This window comes from Saprospiraceae bacterium (assembly GCA_016714025.1).
Lineage (GTDB): Bacteria > Bacteroidota > Bacteroidia > Chitinophagales > Saprospiraceae > Vicinibacter.
The window spans coordinates 185,104-210,818 of the sequence record JADJOB010000001.1; the positions used below are offsets into that span (position 1 = coordinate 185,104).

The 25,715-nt window shown below is 36.7% G+C and carries 19 protein-coding genes and 1 tRNA gene; 10 read left to right on the plus strand and 10 right to left on the minus strand.

The window, feature by feature from the left end; translation table 11 throughout:
- Window positions 1–16: 16 nt before the first annotated feature.
- Both IPJ80_00750 and IPJ80_00755 read left to right on the plus strand, forming a co-directional pair.
- Window positions 17–1,720 (plus strand): S8 family peptidase, encoded by a 1,704-nt coding sequence (locus IPJ80_00750; protein MBK7912011.1) that lies wholly within the window; start codon window positions 17–19, stop codon window positions 1,718–1,720.
- 397 nt (window positions 1,721–2,117) lie between these two features.
- On the plus strand, window positions 2,118–2,861 hold the full coding sequence (locus IPJ80_00755) for a hypothetical protein (protein MBK7912012.1): 744 nt from the start codon (window positions 2,118–2,120) through the stop codon (window positions 2,859–2,861).
- Between the two features lie 101 nt (window positions 2,862–2,962).
- Here IPJ80_00755 and IPJ80_00760 read toward each other — a convergent pair whose 3' ends face one another.
- Window positions 2,963–3,910 (minus strand): nitronate monooxygenase, encoded by a 948-nt coding sequence (locus tag IPJ80_00760; protein ID MBK7912013.1) that lies wholly within the window; start codon window positions 3,908–3,910, stop codon window positions 2,963–2,965.
- Between the two features lie 7 nt (window positions 3,911–3,917).
- Window positions 3,918–4,907 (minus strand): ketoacyl-ACP synthase III, encoded by a 990-nt coding sequence (locus tag IPJ80_00765; GenBank protein MBK7912014.1) that lies wholly within the window; start codon window positions 4,905–4,907, stop codon window positions 3,918–3,920.
- Window positions 4,908–5,102: 195 nt separating this feature from the next.
- Between IPJ80_00765 and IPJ80_00770 the strand changes: the two genes are divergently transcribed.
- From IPJ80_00770 to IPJ80_00780, 3 genes are all read left to right on the plus strand, one after another.
- Window positions 5,103–5,945, plus strand: coding sequence for an SPOR domain-containing protein (locus IPJ80_00770; GenBank protein MBK7912015.1), 843 nt, complete (start codon window positions 5,103–5,105; stop codon window positions 5,943–5,945).
- Between the two features lie 23 nt (window positions 5,946–5,968).
- Window positions 5,969–7,213 carry an imidazolonepropionase gene (locus IPJ80_00775; protein MBK7912016.1) on the plus strand — a complete coding sequence of 415 codons (1,245 nt, stop codon included), beginning with the start codon at window positions 5,969–5,971 and terminating at the stop codon, window positions 7,211–7,213.
- A 116-nt stretch (window positions 7,214–7,329) separates the two neighbouring features.
- Complete coding sequence (locus IPJ80_00780) at window positions 7,330–11,058, plus strand: gliding motility-associated C-terminal domain-containing protein (protein ID MBK7912017.1); 3,729 nt, start codon at window positions 7,330–7,332, stop codon at window positions 11,056–11,058.
- Window positions 11,059–11,313: 255 nt separating this feature from the next.
- Here IPJ80_00780 and IPJ80_00785 read toward each other — a convergent pair whose 3' ends face one another.
- A complete protein-coding gene (locus IPJ80_00785) occupies window positions 11,314–12,498 on the minus strand; it encodes a gliding motility-associated C-terminal domain-containing protein (GenBank protein ID MBK7912018.1) in 1,185 nt (394 codons plus the stop codon).
- A 135-nt stretch (window positions 12,499–12,633) separates the two neighbouring features.
- Between IPJ80_00785 and tatC the strand changes: the two genes are divergently transcribed.
- Window positions 12,634–13,434 (plus strand): twin-arginine translocase subunit TatC, encoded by an 801-nt coding sequence (tatC, locus tag IPJ80_00790; protein ID MBK7912019.1) that lies wholly within the window; start codon window positions 12,634–12,636, stop codon window positions 13,432–13,434.
- Complete coding sequence (locus IPJ80_00795; GenBank protein MBK7912020.1) at window positions 13,431–13,865, plus strand: hypothetical protein; 435 nt, start codon at window positions 13,431–13,433, stop codon at window positions 13,863–13,865. The genes tatC and IPJ80_00795 overlap by 4 nt, the downstream gene beginning before the upstream one ends.
- A gap of 45 nt (window positions 13,866–13,910) precedes the next feature.
- On the opposite strand, the gene IPJ80_00800 is transcribed toward IPJ80_00795, so the two are convergent.
- Window positions 13,911–15,476 carry a PglZ domain-containing protein gene (locus IPJ80_00800; protein ID MBK7912021.1) on the minus strand — a complete coding sequence of 522 codons (1,566 nt, stop codon included), beginning with the start codon at window positions 15,474–15,476 and terminating at the stop codon, window positions 13,911–13,913.
- A 57-nt stretch (window positions 15,477–15,533) separates the two neighbouring features.
- Between IPJ80_00800 and IPJ80_00805 the strand changes: the two genes are divergently transcribed.
- Together IPJ80_00805 and IPJ80_00810 are read left to right on the plus strand one after the other, a co-directional pair.
- Window positions 15,534–16,745 carry an HD domain-containing protein gene (locus tag IPJ80_00805; protein ID MBK7912022.1) on the plus strand — a complete coding sequence of 404 codons (1,212 nt, stop codon included), beginning with the start codon at window positions 15,534–15,536 and terminating at the stop codon, window positions 16,743–16,745.
- A 203-nt stretch (window positions 16,746–16,948) separates the two neighbouring features.
- On the plus strand, window positions 16,949–18,235 hold the full coding sequence (locus IPJ80_00810; GenBank protein MBK7912023.1) for a serine hydroxymethyltransferase: 1,287 nt from the start codon (window positions 16,949–16,951) through the stop codon (window positions 18,233–18,235).
- Here the strand turns inward: IPJ80_00810 and IPJ80_00815 are convergent.
- From IPJ80_00815 to IPJ80_00840, 6 genes are all read right to left on the minus strand, one after another.
- Window positions 18,209–18,988: a tRNA pseudouridine synthase A gene (locus IPJ80_00815; GenBank protein MBK7912024.1), complete on the minus strand. Its 780-nt coding sequence runs from the start codon at window positions 18,986–18,988 to the stop codon at window positions 18,209–18,211. The two genes, IPJ80_00810 and IPJ80_00815, sit on opposite strands and share 27 nt — an antisense overlap.
- Window positions 18,989–19,242: 254 nt before the next feature.
- The gene (locus tag IPJ80_00820; GenBank protein ID MBK7912025.1) at window positions 19,243–19,599 is read right to left on the minus strand and encodes a DoxX family protein; all 357 of its coding nucleotides are present in this window, start codon (window positions 19,597–19,599) and stop codon (window positions 19,243–19,245) included.
- Window positions 19,600–19,761: 162 nt separating this feature from the next.
- Window positions 19,762–21,015, minus strand: a complete 1,254-nt coding sequence (gene clpX, locus IPJ80_00825) for an ATP-dependent Clp protease ATP-binding subunit ClpX (protein MBK7912026.1) — start codon at window positions 21,013–21,015, stop codon at window positions 19,762–19,764.
- 5 nt (window positions 21,016–21,020) lie between these two features.
- Window positions 21,021–21,707 (minus strand): ATP-dependent Clp protease proteolytic subunit, encoded by a 687-nt coding sequence (locus IPJ80_00830; protein MBK7912027.1) that lies wholly within the window; start codon window positions 21,705–21,707, stop codon window positions 21,021–21,023.
- 17 nt (window positions 21,708–21,724) lie between these two features.
- A complete protein-coding gene (locus tag IPJ80_00835) occupies window positions 21,725–23,098 on the minus strand; it encodes a hypothetical protein (GenBank protein MBK7912028.1) in 1,374 nt (457 codons plus the stop codon).
- Window positions 23,099–23,164: 66 nt separating this feature from the next.
- Window positions 23,165–23,246 (minus strand) — tRNA-Leu (locus IPJ80_00840).
- 170 nt (window positions 23,247–23,416) lie between these two features.
- On the opposite strand from IPJ80_00840, the gene IPJ80_00845 reads away from it, so the two are divergent.
- Entirely contained in the window at window positions 23,417–25,651 is a 2,235-nt protein-coding gene (locus tag IPJ80_00845) for a bifunctional (p)ppGpp synthetase/guanosine-3',5'-bis(diphosphate) 3'-pyrophosphohydrolase (GenBank protein ID MBK7912029.1), read from the plus strand.
- The last annotated feature ends 64 nt before the right edge of the window (window positions 25,652–25,715 follow it).

Here is a 25,715-nt window from a genome sequence, read left to right on the forward strand (position 1 = left end):
CTTAAACTGTAATTATATGCGTTTTTTAAAACCTAATTTGTTCCTGGTAATCAGTCTGTTAATGTTTCAAAACCTTTTTGGTCAGGATGCTTTACCAAGAAATTGGCATCTACTGGACAAATCTCAGGATGGACTCAATGGAACTTCAACTGAAAAAGCTTATAAAGAATTATTGGCCGGCAAGAAAGCTAAAACCATCGTCGTTGCAATCCTGGATTCCGGTGTAGAACCAGACCACGATGATTTAAAAGATGTTATGTGGACCAATCCAAAAGAAATCCCCGGCAATGGCATCGACGATGATAAAAATGGCTACATCGATGACATCCATGGGTGGAATTTTATTGGAGGCAAAAATGGAAATGTTGCCAATGATACGTATGAAGCGACCCGCTTGTATGCGCAACTCCGCTACAAATACGAACAAGCAGATCGTTCTAAATTAACCGGAAAACAAAAAAAAGAATACGATCAATTCATTAAACTAAAGACAGATACTGAAAGTCGCCAAAAAAGTGCCCAAACGAATTTGGATTATATTCAACATACTGAAAAATTAATACTTGGACTGCTTGATACCTTAGCAAATGCACTGGGTGATCAAGCTTTGAATTTGGAAAACATCAATAACATTGATGAAAAAGATTCCAAATCCCTTTCGATGAGTATTGCGATGACTAAACAAATCCTGGCAGAAAACTCAAACTTTAAAAATGTAGCTGAACTGAAATCATTTTTAGTTACAGATTTTGAAGAAGGAAAAATTCATTATACCAATGAATTAAAGTATGCATTTAATCCGGATTACAATCCCCGAACCATTATTGGAGACAATTATGACAATGTCAATGAACGTATATATGGCAACAATGATGTAGAAGGTCCGGATGCTTCGCATGGCACACATGTAGCGGGATTGGTGGCTGCTAAGAGGTCTAATGGGATTGGCATCGATGGTGTAGCAGATCATGTGCGCATTATGTCGGTTCGTTGTGTACCCGATGGCGATGAACGCGACAAAGATGTTGCCAATGCCATTCGCTACGCCGTTGACAATGGTGCTTCAATCATTAATATGAGTTTTGGCAAAGGGCATTCCCCTAATAAGGAAACAGTGGATGAAGCAGTAAAATATGCAAAGGATCACGATGTATTATTAGTACACGCGTCCGGTAATTCTGCTGAAAACAATGACAAGGTGCCCAATTATCCCAATAAGTATTTTGCCAAGAAAAAATTTCTTGGATGTAATAAAGCATCCAACTGGTTAGAAGTTGGTGCATTATCTTTTGAAGACGCACCAAAATCCATCGCAGGATTTTCAAATTATGGAAAAAAATCGGTTGATTTATTTTCTCCAGGTGTTCAAATTTATTCAACGATTCCAAATAACAAATACAAGAACGAACAAGGAACCTCTATGGCCAGTCCGATTGCAGCAGGCGTTGCTGCCTTGATACGCTCCTATTTTCCTGAATTGACTGCAAAACAAGTTCGTAAAATATTACTGGAAAGTGCAGTCAAAGAAACTAGCAAAGTAACCGTTCCAGGTGTTAAGACAGATGCTAAATTGTCAGACATTTCTGTATCAGGTGGTATGATCAACAGTTATGAAGCTGTAAAACTAGCGTCAAAAACAAAAGGCAAAAAGAAACTTAAAAACTCAGAACGTTTTGATCCGGAAGGTGGCATACAAAATCCTTCTCAGCCAAGAACTTGATAGGTGATAGGTGATAGGGGGTAGTTGATAGTTGATCGTTGTTAGTTGATAGCTAGCTTGATAGCTTATTAGCTTCTTAGCTTGATAGCTTATTAGCGTCCTTGCTTTTTTTCTACTTTGCGTCTCTGCGAGAAATTAATTAGTTGATAGGTGATCGTTGTTAGTTGATAGCTGGAACTATTGCATCCATACTTCTTTGCTACTTTGCTTCCTTGCTTCTTTGCTTCTTTGCAAGAATTCAATTAGTTTGAGTCATTTTTTAATCTTATCTTTTGTATGCTGACGTAAAACAAAAGTCAACCAGCTCTTTGCAATCTAGAGTCTGACAATAATCATTGTAGCTTTTTACGCATATTTTAGTTATATTTACTGATTATTAATTTTTAAATACAATTTGATGTCGAAAATGATTTTAATTGCGCTTTCTTTCTGTTTTATAACAGATTCAGTGGTCGCGCAAAGCACAACAGCTGCAAAGCCTGATTATTCCATGTATAACAATATGTTTATTAAACCAAAACGAGGGCATGAAAAACAATTTGAACAAGGTGTAAAAGCTCATAATGCAGCGTTTCATGCTTCTGGGCCTTCTAAAGCATCCTTATCAATAGTTACAGAAGGGAGCAGAAGTGATGGTTGGTATATTTGGGGAATGGGCCCATTAACCTATACTGATATGGATCACATGCCACAAGGTGATGCCAAACATGATGATGATTGGGATAAAAATGTGGATGCTCACGTAGAAGAATACGGAGAATCCAATTTTTGGAAACTAAAAGATGATCTTTCTTATACACCTGCTGGATACAATCCAAGTCATTTGGATGTTTGGGTAGTAGACATTAAACCCGGAAAGCGTTACTTATTTGCAGAGTTGATGAAAAAAAATAAAGCAGTTTGGGAAGCAAAAAAATATCCATTTTCCTCAAGAGTATTTTACAATGATCTTTGGAGTAATACTGGTAGAGATGCTTCCATTGTTTATAATTTTGATCATTATGCAGATTTTGACATGGACATTAAGTTTAAAGAAGATTTTGAATCCGTTCACGGGGTCGGTTCTTATGATAATTTCTGGAAAAGTTGGAATGAATGTGTAAATGGTGTTGATGAACACCTCCGGAAGATTTTAAAATAATTTTTGAATGGAAAAAGACTATTCTAATCGATTGGATTAAAATTGTTGATTTACTATAAACCCAACAAGATGATTAAATCACAATCCTTTTGTTGGGTTTTTTATTTGTTTTTTACAATGCGTTTAACAATTTCGCTTACGGGTCTGATTGCATCAATGTATTCTATTGTGGTACCGGCGCACCATACGTTGTGATACCCTGCATCAAACGCAGCATTATAGAGCGTATCCATTCCCCGTTTGTACGTCCAAAGTTTAAACCACTTTTTAAAAGTTTTATTTGTGCTAAGTAATTTCTGCAATACATTTTGCTTGGTTCCAATTTTTTTAACGTAGTCTGTATTGATTACAGTGCAGGGAATTCCACTTAACTTAGTGGTACAAACAATATCCTTAGCTGAATAATCTACACAAGCTTGTTTGTATTCTAAACATACGTCCGCCTCTTCAGAAGCAATAAAAACGGTTCCAATTGAAACTCCATCTACCCCTAAGCTTAATTTCTCATTTAAAGATTTATAATCACCCACACCACCTGCAGAAATAATTATAAGATGAGGAAATAATCGAATTAACTCAGGAACAAATTCTTGCGGGGATAAGGGTCCAAGATGACCCCCTGCCTGATTGGTAACTGCAATAAGTCCATCTGGATTTAGCGCTGCAGCCTTATATGCATATTCAATGGTAGAAACATCACAAAACACTTTAATTCCTCTGGGTTTACACGCTTCAATGACTTTGGATGGATTGCCCAATGAGGTAATTACAAATGGCACTTTAAATTCAAGCACTAAATTGAGTTGGTCTTTAAATTTATAGTTTGATTTATTTACGATCAGGTTGATTCCATAACAGATTCCCGAAGCTTTTAATTCTTCCAAAGCCTTTCTCAAATCCTGATTGGTACGGAAATTTAATGCAGGAATGCATCCTGCGATTCCATTTTCAGCAGCCGCCTTAACCATTGCAACATTAGAAACTAAAAACATAGGCGCCATCAATACAGGATATTGAATTCCCAATAACTTGGTAAGTCTGGTTTGCATGTCCATTTTAATAGGCCCACTTCAGGTAGGTCGTTCCCCAGGTAAAGCCACCCCCAAAAGCAGATAACAATAGTTTGTCTCCCTTTTTTAGTTTGGATTCCCATTCCCATAAACACAATGGAATTGTTCCTGAAGTTGTGTTTCCGTACTTATGGATATTAATCATAACTTTTTCCTTAGGGAAATCAAGCATTTCGGCAACCCCATTTATAATACGGATGTTTGCCTGATGAGGAACCAGCCAGTTGATATCTTCCAGACTTAAATGATTTCTTTTAACGATGTCTTGAATGGTATCCACCATTCCATTGATGGCCGCTTTAAAAACAGGTTTCCCATCCTGGAAAACAAAGTGCTCTTTGCGATCTATGGTTTCATGTGTAGGTGGTTTAAGCGAACCGCCCGCCTTCATGTGAAGGAATTCACGACCGGCTCCATCTACGTGTAAAACACTATCAATGATGCCATTTCCACTGTCATCCGGCTCCAATAAAACAGCTCCTCCTCCATCTCCAAAAATGATGCAAGTGGCTCGATCTGTATAATCAATTATTGAAGACATCATATCAACCCCAACTACTATAATTTTTTTATGCGTTCCACTTTCAATAAATTTTGCAGCTGTTGTTAATCCAAATAGAAATCCGGAACAGGCAGCGTTGATATCATAACTAAAGGCATTTTTAATTCCCACTTTATAACAAATAGCACTCGCAGTATCCGGAAATCTCATATCGCCCGTTACGGTACAGCAAATCAGCAACTCAATTTCTTCCGGTTTCGTCCCCGTCTTTTTTAACAATTCTTCCACCATCCTTTTACCTAAATCTGAAGTAGCCATCCCAGGCTCTTTTAGAATGTGTCGCTCTTTGACTCCCGTTCGGGTGGTAATCCATTCGTCGGTGGTATCTACCATTTTTTCTAACTCTGCGTTGGTCAACACATAATCGGGAACATATCCTTGAATGCCTTTAATAGATGCTAATAACTTGGTCATGCTAGCTGATTTGAGCCTGTAAAGATACATGGATATCAGAAAACTGAAACAAATCAATTAACTTATTAAAATTTATTTTAAAGTGTAATAAGCTTATAATTAATATTTTATATATATTAATATTTTATAATTTAATTTTTGGTCTATTTTTTGCAGCAGTTTAAGATATTATTCATTACCAAAAAACTCAAAAACATGAACGCAATTAAATTCTATTCATTATTGATCCTTTGGATCTCCGGTTTACAACTCCAAGCCAACAATTTTCCAACTGAAAAAACCATCAACGCTGCCAAAGCGAAAGCCTGTCAGGAAAATAAAATTGTCATTATGGAATTTACAGCCAAATGGTGTATTCCAGCAAAAGACATGGAGCAAGCTGTTTTTGGAAATGTAAAAGTCCAACAATTTATAGCTGAACATGCTATCTTTTTTCAAGTAGATATTGACGAACAAAAAAACTTAAAAGCTGAATATAAAATACAGGCACTTCCTACAATCATATTAATGAAGGCTTCTGGAAAAATTCTTTCAAGAAAAGAAGAATCTTTTAATGCAGAATCTTTTATTGCCTGGGTGGAAGAAAATCTGGAACAAATGCCAAAACCAGAATCTGCAAAAATTAAAAGTCAGGAAGCAAATCTTGATGAAAACGTGAGCATTGAAATGCCGCTTTTAGAATTGGATGAGTTTGATTCAGAAAAAATTTCGCAAGAATCCAATGGAAGTGAAAGTAATGTTTCTGCAAGTACAGAAACCACCTTTCAAAATGAATCAAAATCCAATCAAGATTTATCAGGTGCGTCAAAATCTTTTCACATCCAGGCGGGAGTATTTTCTAGTCGGGATAATGCAGACAATCTATCCATCCAGTTAGCAGCTAACTTCAATCAACAAATACTGATTGCTACTGAAACAGGCAAATCTAAAACAACATTTAAAGTGAGAATTGGCGAATTTGAAACTGAAGAAGAAGCGGCTGTATTTTTAGCATATATGCAAAAGAACCATTTTTCAGGTGTTGTAAAAGCAAATTAATAAATTTCCCAGACTTTAACAACATGGATTCAAGTTCCCTTCTGATTCGCAATATCAAACAATTGGTTGGAGTTTCTAATACAGCTCTGGCACTTAAGAAGGGAAAAGAGTTAAATAAATTAGATTGTTTGGATCACGCTTATTTGTTGATCGAACACGGAAAAATAAAATCTTTTGGACCAGATCAGAATGCGCCTGAATTTTCAGGTGAAATCCTGGATGCAAAAAATGGTTTGGTGCTTCCTTCTTTTATAGATTGTCATACGCACCTGGTTTTTGCAGCATGGCGTGAACAAGAATTTACAGATCGCATTCATGGCTTGAGTTATCAGGAAATTGCTGCAAAAGGAGGTGGCATCCTCAATTCAGCACGAAAATTAGGATTACTATCTGAAGATGAATTGTATTCACATGCAGCCCAACGATTACAAGTAGCTATTCAAAGCGGTACCGGCGCCATTGAAATAAAAAGCGGCTATGGTTTGGATCTTGAAAACGAATTAAAAATCCTCAGGGTCATAAAGAGACTCAAAGAAAATTTTCAAATTCCAATTAAGGCCAGTTTTTTAGCTGCACACGCCTACCCTTTGGCGTTTAGAGAAAATCATGCAGGTTATATCGATTTAATCATCAAACAGATGATGCCTCAAATCGCAGCGGAGGGATTGGCAGACTATTGCGATGTTTTTTGCGAACAAAATTTCTTTAGTACATCAGAAACAGATCAAATCCTGGAAGCAGCTTCCCACTACAACTTAAAAGCGCGCATCCACACAAATCAATTTTCACACAGTGGAGGCATTGAAACCGCTATTCGCCACCGAGCAATCAGCGTAGATCATTTAGAGGTCTGCAACTCCCATGAGATCGAACAACTTAAAAATTCAGAAACCCTACCGGTACTCTTACCCGGAGCTGCTTTCTTCATGAATCTGGAACAAGGTCCGGCGCGTGAAATGATTGAAGCTGGCTTGCCCATGGTTTTAGCTTCCGATTTTAATCCGGGAACCTGTCCGTCTTCCAGCATGCCATTTATTTTTAGTTTAGCCTGTATTCAGATGAAACTAAGCCCCCAAGAAGCTTTTAATGCTATGACCCTCAATGCGGCATACAGCCTGGAAATACAGGATCAATTGGGTAGTCTGACCCCTGGTAAAGTTGCAAATTTAATTATAACAAACCCTGTTTCCAGCTTTGAATTTCTGCCCTATTCTTTTGGCACGAAATGGATTGACCGCATTTTAATAAAAGGTCAGCCTGTTATTTAAATAAAATCCCTAGTTTTGCAAACCATTTTCGGCAAAAACTTCGTTGTAATTGCTGAGCTTCCTTAATTTCATATTACCTTTTTTTTAAATATCTTTGCGGACCAAATGATCTGAAGATGATCTATAAAATACTATGTAAGCACTTTTTGCCCTTTATTTTCTTATTCTGCCTGATCGAACCCGAATCGTCCTTTGCGCAGCCAAAGTGTGTTCAATTTGACATTATTGGGGGTTCAGCCCCAAAAGGTGATTGTATTTGGGTGCCCGTACGGGTATATAAGTTTGATACCATACTTTCTGTTCAATTCGCTATAGCATATGATCCATTGGTCATTATGCCCATTGCAAGGTGGGCCAATAATAAACTTGTAGGATTGGACACCAGTAACAATATCAATTTTGACAACACCCGTAAAATCGTTCGATTTCTTTGGGCGAATCCTAATGGAAATTGTGCTGGGTTGCAGGATGGGGATACACTGATCATGATTAAATTTAAATTAATTGGAGAACCGGGTACTTGTACCAACATCAATTTTTTTAATAAATCTCCCATTCAAAATGAAGTTTTGGATTGTAACGCAGATGAATACTGTTTTGAAGAAATCAATTCCAATGACAATCAAATTTGCATAGGCCAGCCTGTAGACCTATGTGTAATTACTTACTCCTGTGGAACATTTACCAATACCGGAACGATTACCATAAAGCCCTATGGTGGAACCCCACCCTACCGAGTTGACAAAATAACAGCTCCTGTTCAAAATGACATTCTTCAAAAAAGTGGTGATTGCGTTATTTATAACGGATTATTTCCGGGTAATTATCAGATACGTGTAACCGATGCAACGGGTAAAGATACTTTGATCAATTTAGTGATAGGCCTCGCAAGTCCGATAGCCATTTTTCAAAATGGCCTTAAAAATCCTACATGCTGGAACACATCCGATGGATCAATTTCTATACGAATTACAGGTGGATCCGGATCTTATGTAATTGGTTGGCGCCCTTTGAATTCCTATGGAGTGACCACCATCAATAAATTACCTGTAGGGACCTACATGGTCAACGTGAAAGATTCAGTAGGTTGTTATGCACAAGACAGTTTTACCTTATTTGCAGATACTTTATTTGGACAAGTGAATATTGTAAAGGATGCCAGCTGTAAACAGGATGGGATTGTTTTAGCCAGAGCCACTGGCGGAGACCCTTGTCCGGTAACCGGATATTGCTTCTACTGGAGTCAAAACACCAATGATAATATTTGTGATACAGTTAGTATCAATGACAGTTTATCCGGCAATCAATTTGTAATCATTGAAGATTGCAGAGGCTGTAGAGATACACAATATTTTGACGTTAAATTTTCGGGAAATCTACTGGATTCCATTGTAATAGACACCATTAAATGTTTTGGCGACAGCGGTAGAATTTATTCATTTATTAGTTCTGCAGGAATTCTTAATACGCCTTGTTTGTTTCAACTCACCAATCAATTAAATCAATCTGTTTTTGGTGGGCAGAATGGCGTCTCAACGTATATCAGTCCAAAAATTCCAAAAGGAACTTACTATTTAAAAATTACAGACAATGCGGGATGTGAACGAATAGACACGATCGTTTTGTCTGAACCAAGCAAGTTGGAAATTCTTGAAAACTCCATTGATACTACAGAATCTTGTCAACCCGGAATGGATGCATTTATAGATGTCCGTGGCTTAGGGGGAATAGGACCTTATTCATTTAAATGGAATACTTCATTTATGGGTCCCAGAATTACGAATCTATCCCAAGGAAATTACACAGTAACCCTGACGGATGCCAACAATTGTACCTTGATAAAATCCTATCAAGTAATTCAACCCAATGGTCCTCGTATTGATAGTTTTAAATTAATTAAACCGGTTTGTCCGGGTGATGCGACAGGGCGAGTCGAAGTTGTTTTTACCCCTGGTTCCAGACCGATTCAAAGCTTTAAATGGAACGTAGCTGGTAATTCAGCTGTTTTAAATAATGTAGCTGCGGGTAAATATTATGTGACCATTACAGATCAGAATGGATGTGAAGCAATTGATTCTGTTACATTGGATGTATCTGGAAATGCAATTAAAATAAATTCGACCAATATTAGAGATCCACAATGTTTTGGCAGAAATGATGGGTTTATCATTGTTAATGTAACTGGCGGACAAGGTGTATTAATCTATAATTGGGATAACGGCGTTCAAAACGCGGTGAATACCAATCTTGTTTCAGGCACCTATTGTTTGCATGTTGATGACATGGGCGGTTGTCCGGCATTGGATACTTGTTTCACTTTATCTGATCCATTAAAAACTTCTATCCAACTATCTTCAATCATTGCCCCTACCTGCGCTACAGTTGGAACCTGCGATGCGCAAGCCATCATTTTAGCAACTGGAAAAGATTCAACATATTCAATTACCTGGCCCAATGGTGAACAAGTATTTATAAATTCAGATACAACCTACACACTATGTTCAGGCAATCAATATGTAATTGTAACCAATGGATTTTGTGCCGATACATTCTTCTTTAATGTTCCAGCCGCCATTCCGATTAGTATTGATACTCCAGGTCTAAGTATTATTCCACCAAGATGTTATTTATCAAACGATGGTCAAATTAATATCAAAGCAAAAGGGGGAACTGGTCCCTACCAATATTGTTGGGTTAACCCTATGGTCAACACACCGAGCCTTGGGAATTTAGGAGATGGAATGTATTACGTAAATATTAAGGATAGTTTTAATTGTGTTTATCTGGATTCCATCCGATTGAGACAACCTGATTCAGTGCGGGTGGACGTCATTTTAGGTGCTACTTTGGACATCACGTGTTCAGGAAGAAATGATGGTAGGATTACAACTGCCTGGACCGGCGGAAATCGTGGAAAAGGTATATTTACCTGGAATCCTCCAATTCTTCAGGATTCTGTTGCAACTAATTTACCGGTTGGAAATTATATTTTAACTGTAACAGATGTAAAAGGATGTACCGGGACAGCTAGCTATACGATCAAAGAACCCCCGCCATTGCAATTTTCATTAAGTCCAATCGATACCCCACGATGTACCAATGACCAGATATTATTCACTGTACTTCAGGCAAACGGAGGCAGTGGCCCTTTGTATCGATTTACCGTAGATAATGGAGCTCCAAATAATCTAAGCGAAACGGTTCCATTATTTAGTGGTTCTTACATGGTTCGAATTTATGATAAAAATAATTGTTTTGTTGATACAACTATCACGATAAGTAATCCAACCAATTTACTTTCATTAAATTTTGGGAAGGATTTCGATACGATCCAATTAGGTGACAGCATCTTCCTGGATGGCAAATTAAATTCAAATGTGTTGATAGACACCATCATTTGGAATCCATCAGGATCTGTAAGTACTCCAGGAAATGCCAGTTCATTTGTAAGACCGGGCAGAAATACAGAATACCTTTTGACCGTCATTGATGAAAATGGTTGTGAAGTCAGCGATAAGATTACCATTATTGTCCGTAATGCACGCAAGTTATATGTACCAAATGCATTTTCTCCAAATGGCGATAATATCAATGATTTCTTTACAATAACTACGGGCTCTGGAGTGGATGCAATTAAATCAGTTCAGGTATTTGATCGATGGGGCAATAAAGTGTATATCGAGGAAAATCCCGATTTAAGCAATGGCTCAATTAATACCTGGAATGGCCGCTTTGGAAACAACGGTGATTATATGAATCCTGGTGTATATGTTTATATAATTGAAGCATTATTCCGGGATGGGGCCACTGTTGTCTATCGCGGTGATTTGACTTTGCTTCGTTAAAGGGCTAAGCTTAGGTAATGAGATGAAATCATGATTGTCATTTGAATTTAAACACGAACTAAATTACCTTCGATGACAAGATGCATTTCAAAATTCGAACAAAAATAAAATCACACGTTACTTCTGTGTGAAATTCTTCATTGCAGTTTGGCTTTTATTGCTTTTAGCTTTCCCTCTTGTATCTTATGCCTATTTCAGGATGGAATTAATCTTAATAAGGTTTAGACCTCCAATTTAGCTAACTCGTTTGAACGTTTATTTCAAGAGAAAAAAACTTCCTTTGACTTTGTAGTCTTCATTTTTACATGAATAGGAAATTCGATAATAATAAGTACCCGGTGTAAGTTCTTTGCCATTCCAACTACCATCCCATTGGCTTTTAGGATCCTGGTAACGTACCATCAAAGAGCCATTTCGATCTATGATATCAAAGTAATGGAGTGTTTCTATAATGTAGTTATTAGAAATAAAAAATACATCATTGACTTGATCATTATTAGGTGAAAATGCTGTTGGCAATCGAAGCTGGGAGCAATCAATTTTGGACGTATCAATGACTTTTATCAAAACACTATCTGTTGCTGTACAGAAACCGTGCCTGACATTTAAAAAGTACTTGGTTGTTTGTAATGGGCTGGCCAAGGGATTCAAGATTGAACTGGAACTTAATCCGTTGGAAGGAGTCCATTGGATGGTGGAAGCACATTCGCTTTCTGCACGGATATTAAAAGAGGATCCTGCAAAAATTAAACTGTCTGAAGTTAAAATTTGATCTTGAAGAATTTGTGCATTCAAAACCTGAGAACTATTCAGACTGTAGTTGGTCAGATACACATTATCCAACAAACCATTCATTTTAGCTGCAAAATTGCAAGGAGATCCATTAAAACTGATTGGAACGTTGTTATTTAATCTCAATATAAAATTGGAGGATTGCTCGTCTTTCAAAGCCCCATTTATAAATAAACGAAATTGCCCGGCAGATCTAGTTAGTACAATTTGCTGCCAACATTGTCCGGCATCTGCTTTTCCAACTAATTGAATAAATTTATCAAAACCTTGTTGTAACGAACAAACAAAAGTAGAATCTTTAGATTGATAAACAATCATAAATGAGGTATCTGCATTGCAGCTTTTCATTTTTGACAACACATCAAAATTTCCAATTCCAGGTTGAATGGCAATTGAAAAACCCAAACTGAAGTCACCGTAAAAAAATGTATCGGCCTGCAATGGTAAGGTAAGTATTTGATTGTTGAGTTCCAAGGCATCGTTTTCAAGTCCACACACACAAACTGGAGCTTTGGATGTTGTAGCCGGATTGGTCTGTTGTGAAAGTTCTGTTAATGCGCATTGGTCAAACGAGTAACTAAATTTCAGTTTTTGCTGAGCAGGGAGCAAAACAGGGAAAAAGAGTATAAAAATTAGTATTCGATTCATAAAGACTCAAAATTATGAATTCCTTAAGGGAATAAACCTTGTTTTTTGAAAAAGGTCTAAAAGTGGGTATAAAAATATATGTAGTTTTGCCGTCGCTTCGATTCATTTATGTTAGCGAGACTCTTCAAAAATAAGGTGCGAACCACTCCCCCAGACCAGGAAATGAGTTTTCTGGATCACATTGATGCATTACGAGGTCACCTATTTCGTTCTGCTGCTTACATCTGTGTAGCTGCTGTTATCGTATTTACTCAAAAAAGTTTTGTGATTGATACGGTGGTATTGGGCCCGGTCCATGAAGATTTTGTAACCTATCGCTTTTTTTGTAATTTATCAGAGTTTACCTGTATTTCACCTAAGGACATTAAATTGTTTACAAGAGAATTGAGTGAGCAATTGATTGTTCATTTAAAGGTTAGTTTTTTTATCGGCTTGATCTTGGCATTCCCCCTGGTATTTTGGGAGTTTTGGCGTTTTGTAAAACCAGGCTTGTACGACAAAGAGGTAAAGGCTACTACCGGTGTAATCTTTTGGTGCACCTTTCTATTTCTATTGGGTGTCTTGTTTGGTTATTTCATTTTAGCCCCTTTTTCTATAGCATTTCTCGCATCATACAATGTCAGTGACCTTGTTGAAAGTTCAGCCAGTTTGAGTTCATATGTCGATTCAATGACGATGTACACTATGGCAACCGGCTTAGTGTTTGAGTTACCACTTGTTGTATATTTTCTCTCAAAACTTGGTATTATGGGGCCAGGATTTATGCGCACGTACCGGAGGCATGCCATAGTAGTCATTGCAATAGTAGCAGCGATTATCACTCCACCGGATGTGACGTCAATGCTTGTCGTCACGTTTCCTCTTTTGATCTTATATGAATTGAGTATATACGTTGCTGCATATAATTATCCGAAGGAACCCAAGCCACTCTCATGATCCGAATCTCATCTTCCCTGACCTTGGTTTTATCGATCTTTATTCCAGTATTCTGGTTTGTATTTTTTGGAAGCCTTTGTTTGTTTTTTGTGCTTCAAGATCCGGAAGATTTACCTTTCTCAAATCCAGTACCAATTAAAATTGGGTTCATTGCTTTTTACTTATTTTTTGGACTTTGTATCTATTATTTTTTATTTCAATTAAGACGCGTTGAATTGGATGATTCGTATATTTATATAACAAACTACTTTAAGACCATTAAATTACCACTTGATCAGGTGGTTAGTTTTTCAACAATTCATTTATTTGGGATGAACCGAGTCAAAGTACGTCTTGCCTATAAGAGCAGCCTCGGTAAAAACATTCGTTTTATTTGTGACAAGGCAAGGTTTGACTATTTTAAATCACGCATTGAACCCTTGCAGCAATAAAACCTTGCAGCATTTCAATATTAAAAGAATGCTGAATTCGATGTTTTATGCTTTAGATTCCAATCTAATAACCGGGCAAATCATTTCTTCCATAGAAATGCCGCCATGTTGAAATGTATTTCTATAATAATTCTGATAGTAATTAAAATTATTTGGATATAGAAAATAAAAATTTTCTTTGGCAAATATAAAAGTTGAAGATAAATTCGGACGAGGAAGTCCAACTTTATTTGGTTCCTTTATTTCCAGAACATCTTTCTTTTCATAATTTAAATTCTTTCCCACTTTATAACGCAAGTTGGTAGTCGTTTCGCGGTCTGCAATCACTTTAGATGGATCTTTTACACGAATGGTTCCGTGGTCTGTGGCAATAAATAATTGTACTTTATATTGGCTAAGCTTTTGCAAGGTTGCCCAAAGAGGAGAATGCATGAACCAACTTTTTGTAAGAGATCGGTACGCTTTTTCATCCGAAGCCAATTCTTTGAGCACTTCCATTTCAGTACGAGCATGCGATAACATATCGATGAAATTGTAAACGATTAAACTAAGATTGTTTTGCAATAAATTATGTGCAGAATCAACCAGGTTTTTACCATGTGTGGCATTTGTTACTTTAAAATATTCAAATTTCAAATCCTTTTGAAGACTTCTTTTAATCAGATTTGCAAATAAATCGGGTTCTTTTAAATTTTTACCTCCCTCTTCATTATCGTTTAACCACCAATCCGGATAATGCTTTTCAATTTCCGATGGTAATAATCCCGCAAATAAAGCATTCCGGCTGTATTGCGTTGTGGTAGGCAAGATACTAAATGAAAAATCTTCATCTTCAATGGAATACAACTCTGCAATCACGGGCTCAATGACTTTCCATTGGTCAAACCGAAGATTATCTAACAATACAAAAACACTGGGAATGTCATTCTTCAGATAAGGAAATACTTTTTTCAACATTAATTGATGTGACCAACTTGGCTGCTCTTTCGTCGGGTTTTCAAACCATTTCTGATAATTATTGATAATGTATTTGGAAAATTCAGAATTTGCCTCAGCTTTTTGGTTGATTAAAATTTCGTGCATTTCGGTAGATGCATTTTGGTCAAATTTTAATTCCCACTGAATTAGTTTTTTATAGATATCTACCCAGACTTTATAATCCGGATTGCCATTTATTTCCATAAACAGATCCCTGAATGCCATTTGGTAATCCATCGTATTTTTTTCAGAAACCAATCGTTTATTATCCATTAATTTTTTAATGGTCATTACTAACTGGTTAGGATTTACCGGTTTTATCAAATAATCTGCTATTTCAGATCCGATAGCCTCTTCCATAATATTTTCAGCCTCATTTTTCGTCACCATGACAACCGGTTGCTGGATCCCTCTTTGTCTTAATCGATTCAATGTTTCAAGCCCTGTAATTCCTGGCATGCTTTCATCTAAAAAAATCAGATCCGCAGATTTAGGATCTTTCTCTAATAGATCAAGAACATCATGCCCGTTTGTAGTAGTAGTAAGATGGTAACCCTTTTTCTCAAGAAAAAAAAGTTGCGGTTTTAACAGATCTATTTCATCATCTGCCCAAAGTATCCTTATTTTATCCATAAATTTGATGGCCTTTAAGAGGAAACGATTCAAACTGAAAAGATAGTATTCAAATCTATGCCAACGAGCCCCGTCAAAATAATAAATGATCCGATTTATGGATTTATTATGGTTCCGAAAGGAATTCTGACTGATTTAATGGACCATCCCTGGTTTCAACGATTGCGCCGAATAAAACAACTCGGATTGAGTCATTTTGTTTACCCAGGAGCTGTGCATACACGTTTTCAGCACGCATTGGGTGCATTTCACCTAATGACTAAATCCCTTGAAACCTTAAAACTTAAAGGGTATCCTATCAATGCAGAAGAGTTTGAAGCAGCTCAAATAGCCATTCTATTGCATGATGTTGGCCATGGCCCATTTTCACATGTTCTAGAACATAGTTTAGTTCCTGTAGATCATGAAAACCTTACGCTCCTGATTATGAACGATCTTAATCAGGAATTTAACGGGGCCCTGAACCTTGCAATTCAAATATTTCAAAAAAAATATCCCCGGCAATTCCTTTGTCAATTGGTATCCAGCCAACTGGATGTGGATCGTATGGATTACTTAAACCGGGACAGTTTTTTTACCGGCGTTGTAGAAGGGACTATTGGTTATGATCGCATTCTCAATATGATGGGTATTGATGACGACAGACTTGTTTTTGAAGAAAAAGCCGTTTTATCAATTGAAAGTTATTTATCAGCGAGAAGGCTTATGTATTGGCAAGTGTATATGCATAAAACATCCCTGATGGCAGAACACATGCTTGAAGTTTTACTAAGTAAGTGTAAGCTTGAAACAAACAATCTCCCCGCTGCACCTGAAAGCTTGCAGTATTTTTTGTTTAACAATTTACAAGATACAGCTGAAAAGGATCCAAATGACCTTCTTCGTGCATTTCAAAAAATTGATGATAATGATATCGAAATGCTTTTAAAAACCTGCAGCCATTCCAAGGAGCCGTTAATATCCTACCTTGCAAATTGCTTATTAAGTCGTAAGTTTTTTAAACTTATTTATAATAAGAATAATTTTTTACAAGATGTATTACAAGGGTATCGCAAACAAACTGAGCATACACTTGATCTCTCTCGGAATGATACTTCCCTATTGGTTCAGGAAAATTATTCTGAATTCCAAGCTTACAACCCAAATGAGGATGAAATCATGATACAAACAAAATCCGCTGGCATTATAAAACTTTCAGAAGCAATCTCTCTAGACCACTTTACCATCAAGGAGTTAAAATACTTCATTGGCATTCCAAAGGAAATTTAATTTATAAAGCCTGCTGTTGTTTGTTACTCTTTCTATTCAGGAAATCTTTGCTATTTAAAATTTAAATGAATCTAATCTGGTTGATCTAAACTTATTACAAGTGGATCAACTTATTTATAAACCTTCCCATTTACTTAAGATTTAGCTTGAATTTTTAGAATAATCTTAAATTCACTTACCTTCACCTTCTAAATTAACAGTGCATGATTCAGGATAAACTTGTAAACGCCCTCCTCAATAAAGAATTAAATCGTCAACGAAGGGGATTAGAATTAATCGCATCAGAAAATTTTGCTAGTCTGGATGTTATTAAAAGCATTGGTACCTGGCTTAATAATAAATATGCTGAAGGATATCCCGGTAAAAGATATTATGGTGGCTGTGAAGTTATTGATGAAATTGAAAATCTGGCCATTGAATCCTTGTGTAAATTGTTTGGTGCCCAATATGCCAATGTACAGCCCCATTCCGGTGCACAAGCAAACATGGCTGTTCAATTGAGTTTATTAAAACCTGGAGACACCCTAATGGGACTAGACCTGGCACATGGTGGTCATTTAACCCATGGTTCACCTGTAAATTTTAGTGGAAAATATTTTAAAGTGGTGTCTTATGGTTTGCATCCGGATACTGGAAGAATTGATATGGAATCCGTTTATCAAAAAGCCATTGAACACAAACCTAAATTATTAATTTGTGGTGCATCTGCCTATTCCAGAGATTGGGATTATAAACGCTTCCGGGAAATCGCGGATGAAAGTGGCGCTACGCTTATGGCAGATATTGCGCATCCAGCTGGATTGATTGCAACCAAACAATTAAATGATCCAATTCCTTATTGCCATATAATTACATCAACCACTCACAAGACCCTTCGCGGTCCCCGGGGAGGAATAATTATGATGGGTTCGGATTTTGAAAATCCAATTGGAAAAAAGGACAAAAAAGGAAACTTGATCCCCATGTCCCAATTATTAAACAGTGCTGTTTTTCCGGGCACACAAGGTGGTCCTTTAGAGCATGTTATTGCGTCTAAAGCAGTTGCATTCAGAGAAGCAATGACTGTTGATTACATGAGCTATACCCAACAAGTCATTCGCAATTCAAAAGCCTTTTCGGAAGCCATGAAAGACAATGGTTTTAAAATTGTTTCTGATGGTACTGACAATCATTTATTTTTAGTAGATCTTCAAAGCAAACAGATTACGGGCAAAGAAGCTGAACAATTATTGATTCGGGCAGACATTACTACTAATAAAAACATGATACCCAATGATCCGGCTTCCCCAATGATTACATCTGGAATCCGATTGGGTACAGCTGCATTGACGAGCAGAGGATTTAAAGAACCTGATTTTGAGCAAACGGCACGTTGGATCAATGATTTAATTTCAAACAGGAATAATGAAATAAAAATTCAAGAAATTCGGACGGAAATTAATAAATTCATGGAGCGCTTTCCTTTATATCCGGAAATCCAGATCAACTAATTGATTTAATTTTTCAGGAGCATATTCAATGTGTTCAAGGCATAAGCCTTTGGCAGCTATGCTATATGATTTGCTGATCTGCTTTTTCAAGTTTATATCTTTTAGAATTTCTTCTTTGGTAATTTTATCAAGTGCCAAATTGATAGACATGCCTACAATTAATCGCACCATGCCTCTTACAAAACGATTTGCTTTGATATGATATTCGTAATATGCCGGAACTGGATTAGACCAATAACTTTCCATTATATTACAGGGAAAGGTCAGTAAATTACTTCCTGTTTTTGCAAACGAACTAAATTCTGAAAGTGTTGAAATTATTTCAGCAGCATCTTGAAGCTTGTTAATATTTAATTCTGTGCATTCCTTAAAAAAATAACATTCTGCTAATTGAAACGGATCCTTGACTAATTGCAGACGATACACATAACTTCTTGAGATTGCATCAAACCGTGCGTGAAAATCGTCCGTTGTATGAAATATATTATGCACTGCAATATCTTCAGGTAAAATTGCATTCAGAGAGCGTATTTTGAGTTTAGAAACGAGTTCATCCTGTAGATCAAAGTGTGCAAAATAATTTCGGGCATGAACTCCGGTGTCTGTTCTCCCACATCCTGTAATGGCAACCTCTGCACCTGTTAATACTTTGATTTTTTCCTGAAGCAATTGCTGCACTGAAATTTGGTTGGCTTGAATTTGCCATCCAAAATAATGATCCCCCCGGTATGATAATTTTAATACAATTCGCATCAGTCATCAAACATACAGTTAAAACCAGATTTTTAATTAACTTTATTATGAGTCAAAATTCCTTAAAAGAAAACAATAAACTTATTTATGATCCCCAAGCTATTTGATATCAGGCTTTCTGCAAATTCATTCAGTTCGAAATTATTTTATTGGATTTTAACTCTTCAACGAAAATTAAAAAATGTATGGGTTAAAAAATACGAATAACAAAAAAGGCCGGAATGTCCGGCCTTTCAAATATAAATTAAAAATTTTTATCCTATGATGCTATTGTCCTTTGCGTAGCCCCCGGCGTACATCAATGCACCTCCGGCGATTGCCAAATCTTTTAAGAAATTGCCCATATCCCCGCTCATGGCTGCACCTCTATGTATCATTAATACAAACACGATCATGAGTACTGCTAAACAAACTGCTGCCAATTTATCATATTTGCCAATAAACACACTGACTGCAAAAGCAATTAAACAAGCTCCTACCAAATAAACCATAATCAGTCCTCCAAATGGTGGCAATCCAGCCATCAGATCGGCATACAAAAAATGATTAATTCCAAAAACAGCAATGGGTAAAGCAAATAAGTACTTACCAATTCCAATAAATGCATTCATGTTCGTTGAGTTTTGAAGGTTAATAAATTAATTTTTTGCAATATAATGCAATTTAATCAAATTCATATTTTTCATATATGAAATTAATTCATATTAAATAAGTCCTATCCGTTAGTTCACAGATAATAATTAGGGAAATAATAAAATTTAAAGAATTTAGTGCTAGGCCGTCTTTTTAATCAATTGATTATCAATCCTTTTAAGGACATAGGCTTTGTCGATGGTAATTTTTCGATTGACTTTGTCACGATCGGTTTCAAACATAGCCTCTTTCAATACAGATTCACAAATCGAACGCAACCCTCGCGCACCTAACTTATTCTCAAAGGCCAATTCGGCAATGGTGGATACCGCTTCTTTTTTAAATTCCAATTGAATATTGTCCATTGCAAACAACTTCTGGTATTGTTTGATAATTGCATTTTTGGGTAAGGTCAAAATCTCCATCAAAGATTCTTTTGATAAGGATTCTAAATAAGCCAAAACCGGTAATCGCCCCAATAATTCCGGTATTAAACCAAATTTTTTAAGATCTTGATGGCTAACATACTTGATCAAACTCTCTTCCGATGCATCCACCCGCTCTGATGCTTGAGAATATCCGATTACATGCGTATTTAATCGTTTTGCGATTATTTTTTCCAGGCTGTCAAATGCACCTCCGCAGATAAATAAAATATTCTGTGTATTTAATTTTAAAAATTGCTGCTCCGGATGCTTGCGCCCCCCGGCTGGTGGAACGTTGACGTCAGCGCCTTCAATAATTTTTAGCATCGCTTGTTGTACTCCTTCGCCCCCCACATCTTTAGTTAATGATGGATTTTCTGAACGTCGCGAAATCTTATCCATTTCATCAATGTATATAATTCCTTTTTCTGCTTGAAAAATATCATAATCACAAGACTGCAGCAAACGGCTCAACATTCCTTCCACATCCTCTCCTACATAACCAGCTTCCGTAAATGAAGTGGCATCTACGATTGCAAAAGGAACATCTAAAAGCTTGGCAAGTGATTTTGCCATCAGGGTTTTCCCTGTTCCAGTTGGACCTATAAATAAGACATTTGATTTTTCAATTTCAACCTCATTGTCTTTGAATTCAGTCAGGCGCTTATAATGGTTGTACACAGCGACCGACAAGGTTTTTTTTGCCTCATCTTGTCCGACAACATAGAGGTCCAGATAATTCTTTATAAACTTTGGAGAAAAATGTTCCGGCAATTGAAATTCCTTTGCTTTTGTTTTTTTAGGACCACCCTTCAATAGTTCTTCCTCCACTATTTGATGCGCATGAAAAATACAAACATCGCAAATGGATGCATTTTCTCCTTGTACTAAAATTCCAACTTCAGATTGGTTTTTACCACAAAATACACAGGTTTCATCCTGTAAATTATCAGACCTTTTTTTGGCCATGGTGATTACTTACGATTTCTTACTAAAACTTCGTCCACAAGCCCATATTCTTTAGCCTCACTGGCTACCATCCAATTATCCCGGTCACAATCCTGTTCGATTTTCTCATACGGTTGTTCTGTATGATATGCCAGAATTTCATAAAGTTCTTTTTTCATGGTCTTAATTAGTTGATAGGAAATTTCCATATCACTAAATTGACCTTGCATACCTCCTGAAGGTTGGTGAATCATCACCCTGCTATGTTTTAAACAAGTGCGTTTTCCTTTGGTGCCTGCAGCCAATAATACAGCACCCATGGATGCAGCCAATCCTGTACAAATGGTAGCCACGTCTGGGTTCACATATTGCATGGTGTCATAAATTCCAAGTCCGTCAATCACAGATCCGCCCGGACTATTGATATACATCTGTATGTCTCTTTTAGGATCTGCTGAATCTAAAAACAACAACTGCGCCTGGATGACATTTGCAACATAATCATTTACAGGGACGCCCATAAAAATGATCCGGTCCATCATCAAACGGCTAAATACATCCATTCCAACAACATTCATTTGTCTTTCTTCGATCACCGTTGGAGTAAATCCTTTAATGTTTGGAACAGACTGCTCCATGTATTTATCTAAATGCATAGATGCCATACCAAGATGTTTGGTAGCATATTTTTTAAATTCATCTTTTGAAAACATAATGCTTGTTTTAAAATTTAGTGGTGGTGTTCATTTAATGCCTTAACCTTATCTCTGAATTGATCTAAAGAAATAGATTCTTCTTGAATTTGGATTTGTTGTTTAATCCATTCCAGTGCTTTGCGATTTTGCTCCTCAATATAATATTGAGTTGCTTTTTCCTTATTTCCTAAAGTTCTCTTTGCAAGTTCTTGCCATGATTCATCCGGTAACTGAACTCCAGGATATTGATTTTTCATTTCATTAATAACCAAATCAATAATATCTGTGACTTGCACTTCGATATTATGATCGACAATGATTTGATCTCGAATTAGATTCCATGCCATCCCTTCTTTAAAATGCAACATGGAATGTTCAAGTTCGTGTCCTTCTTTGGTGCGCCACTCCTCATAAGATTGCTGCAACCATTTAATTAAAAAAACCTCCGGTAGATTCAGTGCTGCGCGGTTTACCATGTGCTTTACAAGTTCAATATCTAACAACTTGGTACATTCTACATCAAAATAAGACTGCAAATTGGTTCTGATATTTGTACGTAATTCTTCTTCACTATTGACTTCAGACTGAGGTCCAAATGCTTTTTTGTAAAATTCCTCTGAAAGCGCAGCAGCCTGCTTACGCATCACTTTTAATATTTTACCTTCAAAGGTATTTCCGGGTGTTTCTGCAGTGTCAGGATTAATTTTTAACAAATACTTTTTAATATCGTCTTCCGTAAGATTTTTTTCAACCTCATCCATATTAAAAACAAAAGAATCTGATTTTTTTAAGCCTGCCACTTTTTCAAAAAAAGACTCATGCATGTGTTCGCCCAACGATACCGGAAACTCTGTTTTCCAACCAGCTTCTTTTAATGTTCCGTTTTCCATTTCATAAGCCTCAATCTCAAGATAATCTTCTTTGATGATAGGCTCTTCCGTTTCTGTAGATTCCCCAAAACGATTGCGCATGTGATCCACTTCTTCTGTGATGCGTTCTTCAGGAATTTCAACTTTAAATTTTTGAATTGAAAATCCATCCAACATTTGATCAAGATGTGGCTTGGGAGCGATCCCAACTTCAAACTTAAATTCTATAGATTCATTTTGAAGATTTTCAGCTTCAGCAGGTACTGGAATTAAGTCTCCTAAAAATCGGAGTTGCTGATCCTTCTGGTAATTTTCAATTATGGCGTTTAAATTCTTTTGTAACAAATCCCCTTTGATTCCATCCCCGTATAATTTTCGCAACATACTGTCGGGAGCAGCTCCTTGGCGGAAGCCCTTAATACTGGCATTTTTCTTAATTTTCTTTAATTCTTCATCAAACTGAGGCATATAATCAGCTTGATCTAAAGTAATATTCAAATAGCCGTGATGTTCAGATATCGGTTCGAAACGTGTATTCATGAATCAATTGAGAAATTATGAAAATCGGGTAAATAACAAGAAAGTATCCCTTATGGTTTTAAAGAGTGCGGGCGGAGGGAGTCGAACCCACACACCTTTCGGCACCAGATCCTAAGTCTGGCGTGTCTGCCAGTTTCACCACGCCCGCAAAAGCCCGGCAAAGTTAATCAATCAGAACAAATCTGATAATCTTTCCTTTTTCATTCATATATATTATTTATTTAATATGTTACCCTCTAATAACAAATAAAGTAGTATGAAAAAAGTGATTGAATCTTGTAAAAATCAACATTTTTGATTTAGCTTTGTCATTCTGATATGGAAGCTGCGGAAACATTAGACCTCCAATTACAATTACAAAAAGAAAAGGATCAACGCTTGATCCGCGCCGCTTATCGCCGTTTATTGCGTGCAATTAGTCATAGCGAGATCGCAATTGAAGATAAAAATCAAATACGCGATGCTTTTGAATTTGCTTTAAAAGCCCATGGCAATCAAAGGCGTAAATCCGGAGAACCTTATATTACACATCCCTTAGAAGTTGCCCGAATTTGTTATGAAGAAATGGGTCTGGGTCCTACTGCAGTCATTGCGGCACTATTGCACGATACGGTTGAAGACACCCCCGTTGAATTAGGTGACGTTGAACAACAATTTGGGCCTAAAATCACTAAAATTGTTGACGGACTAACCAAATTAGATGGTTTATACAATGTTGAAAGTCCGCAAGCTGAAAATTTCAAAAAAGTTTTATCTACTCTGGTTGAGGATGTTCGGGTCGTTCTGATCAAAATGGCTGACCGGCTTCACAATCTTCGCACGATAGACATAATGCCCCGGCATAAACAATTAAAAATTGCTGCCGAAACCAGTTATATCTATGCGCCTTTAGCACATCGATTGGGTCTCTATAATTTAAAATCCGAATTCATGGATTTGTGTTTGAAAATTACTGAGCCCGAATTGTATCATGAAATCAACAATAAACTAAAACAAACTCAAAAGGACCGGAATAAATTTATCAATGATTTTATCAAGCCCCTTAAAGTTGAATTAGATAAACTGAATTTAAAATATAAAATATTTGGAAGACCGAAAACCATTTCATCCATTTCAAATAAAATCAAAACAAAAAAAGTTGCTTTTGAAGAAATCTATGATTTGTTTGCGGTCCGGATTGTTTTAGACGTTCCACTTGAAAAAGAAAAATCAGCCTGTTGGTTATTTTATAGCATAGTTACCGATGTCCATCGCCCGATTCCGGAGCGTTTAAAAGATTGGATTACCACACCAAAGTCTAATGGATATGAATCTTTACATACGACAGTAATTGGTCCAGGGGGTCGGTATGTTGAAGTCCAAATCCGATCTAAACGAATGGATGAAATTGCTGAAAAAGGATTTGCAGCCCATTGGAAATACAAAGAAGTCAATAGTCTTCAAAGTGTGTATGATCATTGGTTTGACAGCGTACGGGATGTTTTGGAAACACCACATAACGATGCCATTGAATTTTTAAATGACTTTAAAGCAAATTTATACGGCGAGGAAGTTTACATCTATACCCCCAATGGTGATATGAAAGTTTTACCAAAAGGAGCCACCGTATTGGATTTTGCTTTTTCGATTCATACAGATATTGGATATCATGCAAGCGCTTTTAAAGTAAATAATAAATTGGTTCCAATGGGGCAAGCCTTGGAAAGTGGGGATCAGGTTCAGATTCTTACCAATAAAAATCAAAAACCAACTGAAGACTGGATTCAATTGGTTGTGACCGGAAAAGCCAGATCACGCATTCGCACTGCTTTGAAAGAAGAAAAGAGAAAGGCTGCTGATATGGGAAAAGAAATTCTCGAACGCAAATTTAAAAATGGTAAATTATTGTTAGACGAGAATTTAGATTTATTAGCAAAGACATTTAATTTTAAAACTCGCTTTGATTTATATTGTGCAATTGGGGAAGAACGACTGGATGTAACAGAAAGCCTTAAAACATTTAACATTGACAAAGGGCGTCTGATAGAAATCAAACCAGAACCCGTAGAAGATAAAGAGCCCGTTGCTAAATCAGGCCCCGCTGCAGCTAAACAAAATGTAGGAATTTTGGTAAATGGCGAAAATGCACGACAGTATCATTACACCTTGGCACATTGTTGCAATCCATTGCATGGAGATGAAATATTTGCATATGTCACTACGAATAGTGGCTTGCGAATTCACCGATCCAATTGTCCGAATGCCGAACATCTCATGGTCAATCACGGCTATCGGATTTTGAAAGCAGAATGGTCTGATAAATTGGAAGAAACCTTTAATGCAGAATTATTAATTATTGGAATCGATGACGGACCCGGTGTTATCGAAAGGCTTTCCCATCACATTTCAACTAAATTGGGCGTCAACATTACCAGCTTTAGCATCAAAGGCCACCAAGGAACTTTTGAAGGAAAAATCGGATTAACCGTAAATAATCGAACCCATTTAAATTATATCATTACGGCCTTATCCCAGCTGGAAGGAATTTCAAGCGTTCACCGCGTTGACCATTAACCGATTGGTTTTCAATACCTACAATTTCATTTACCCTATTGCTAATTCATCTGAATCCAATTCG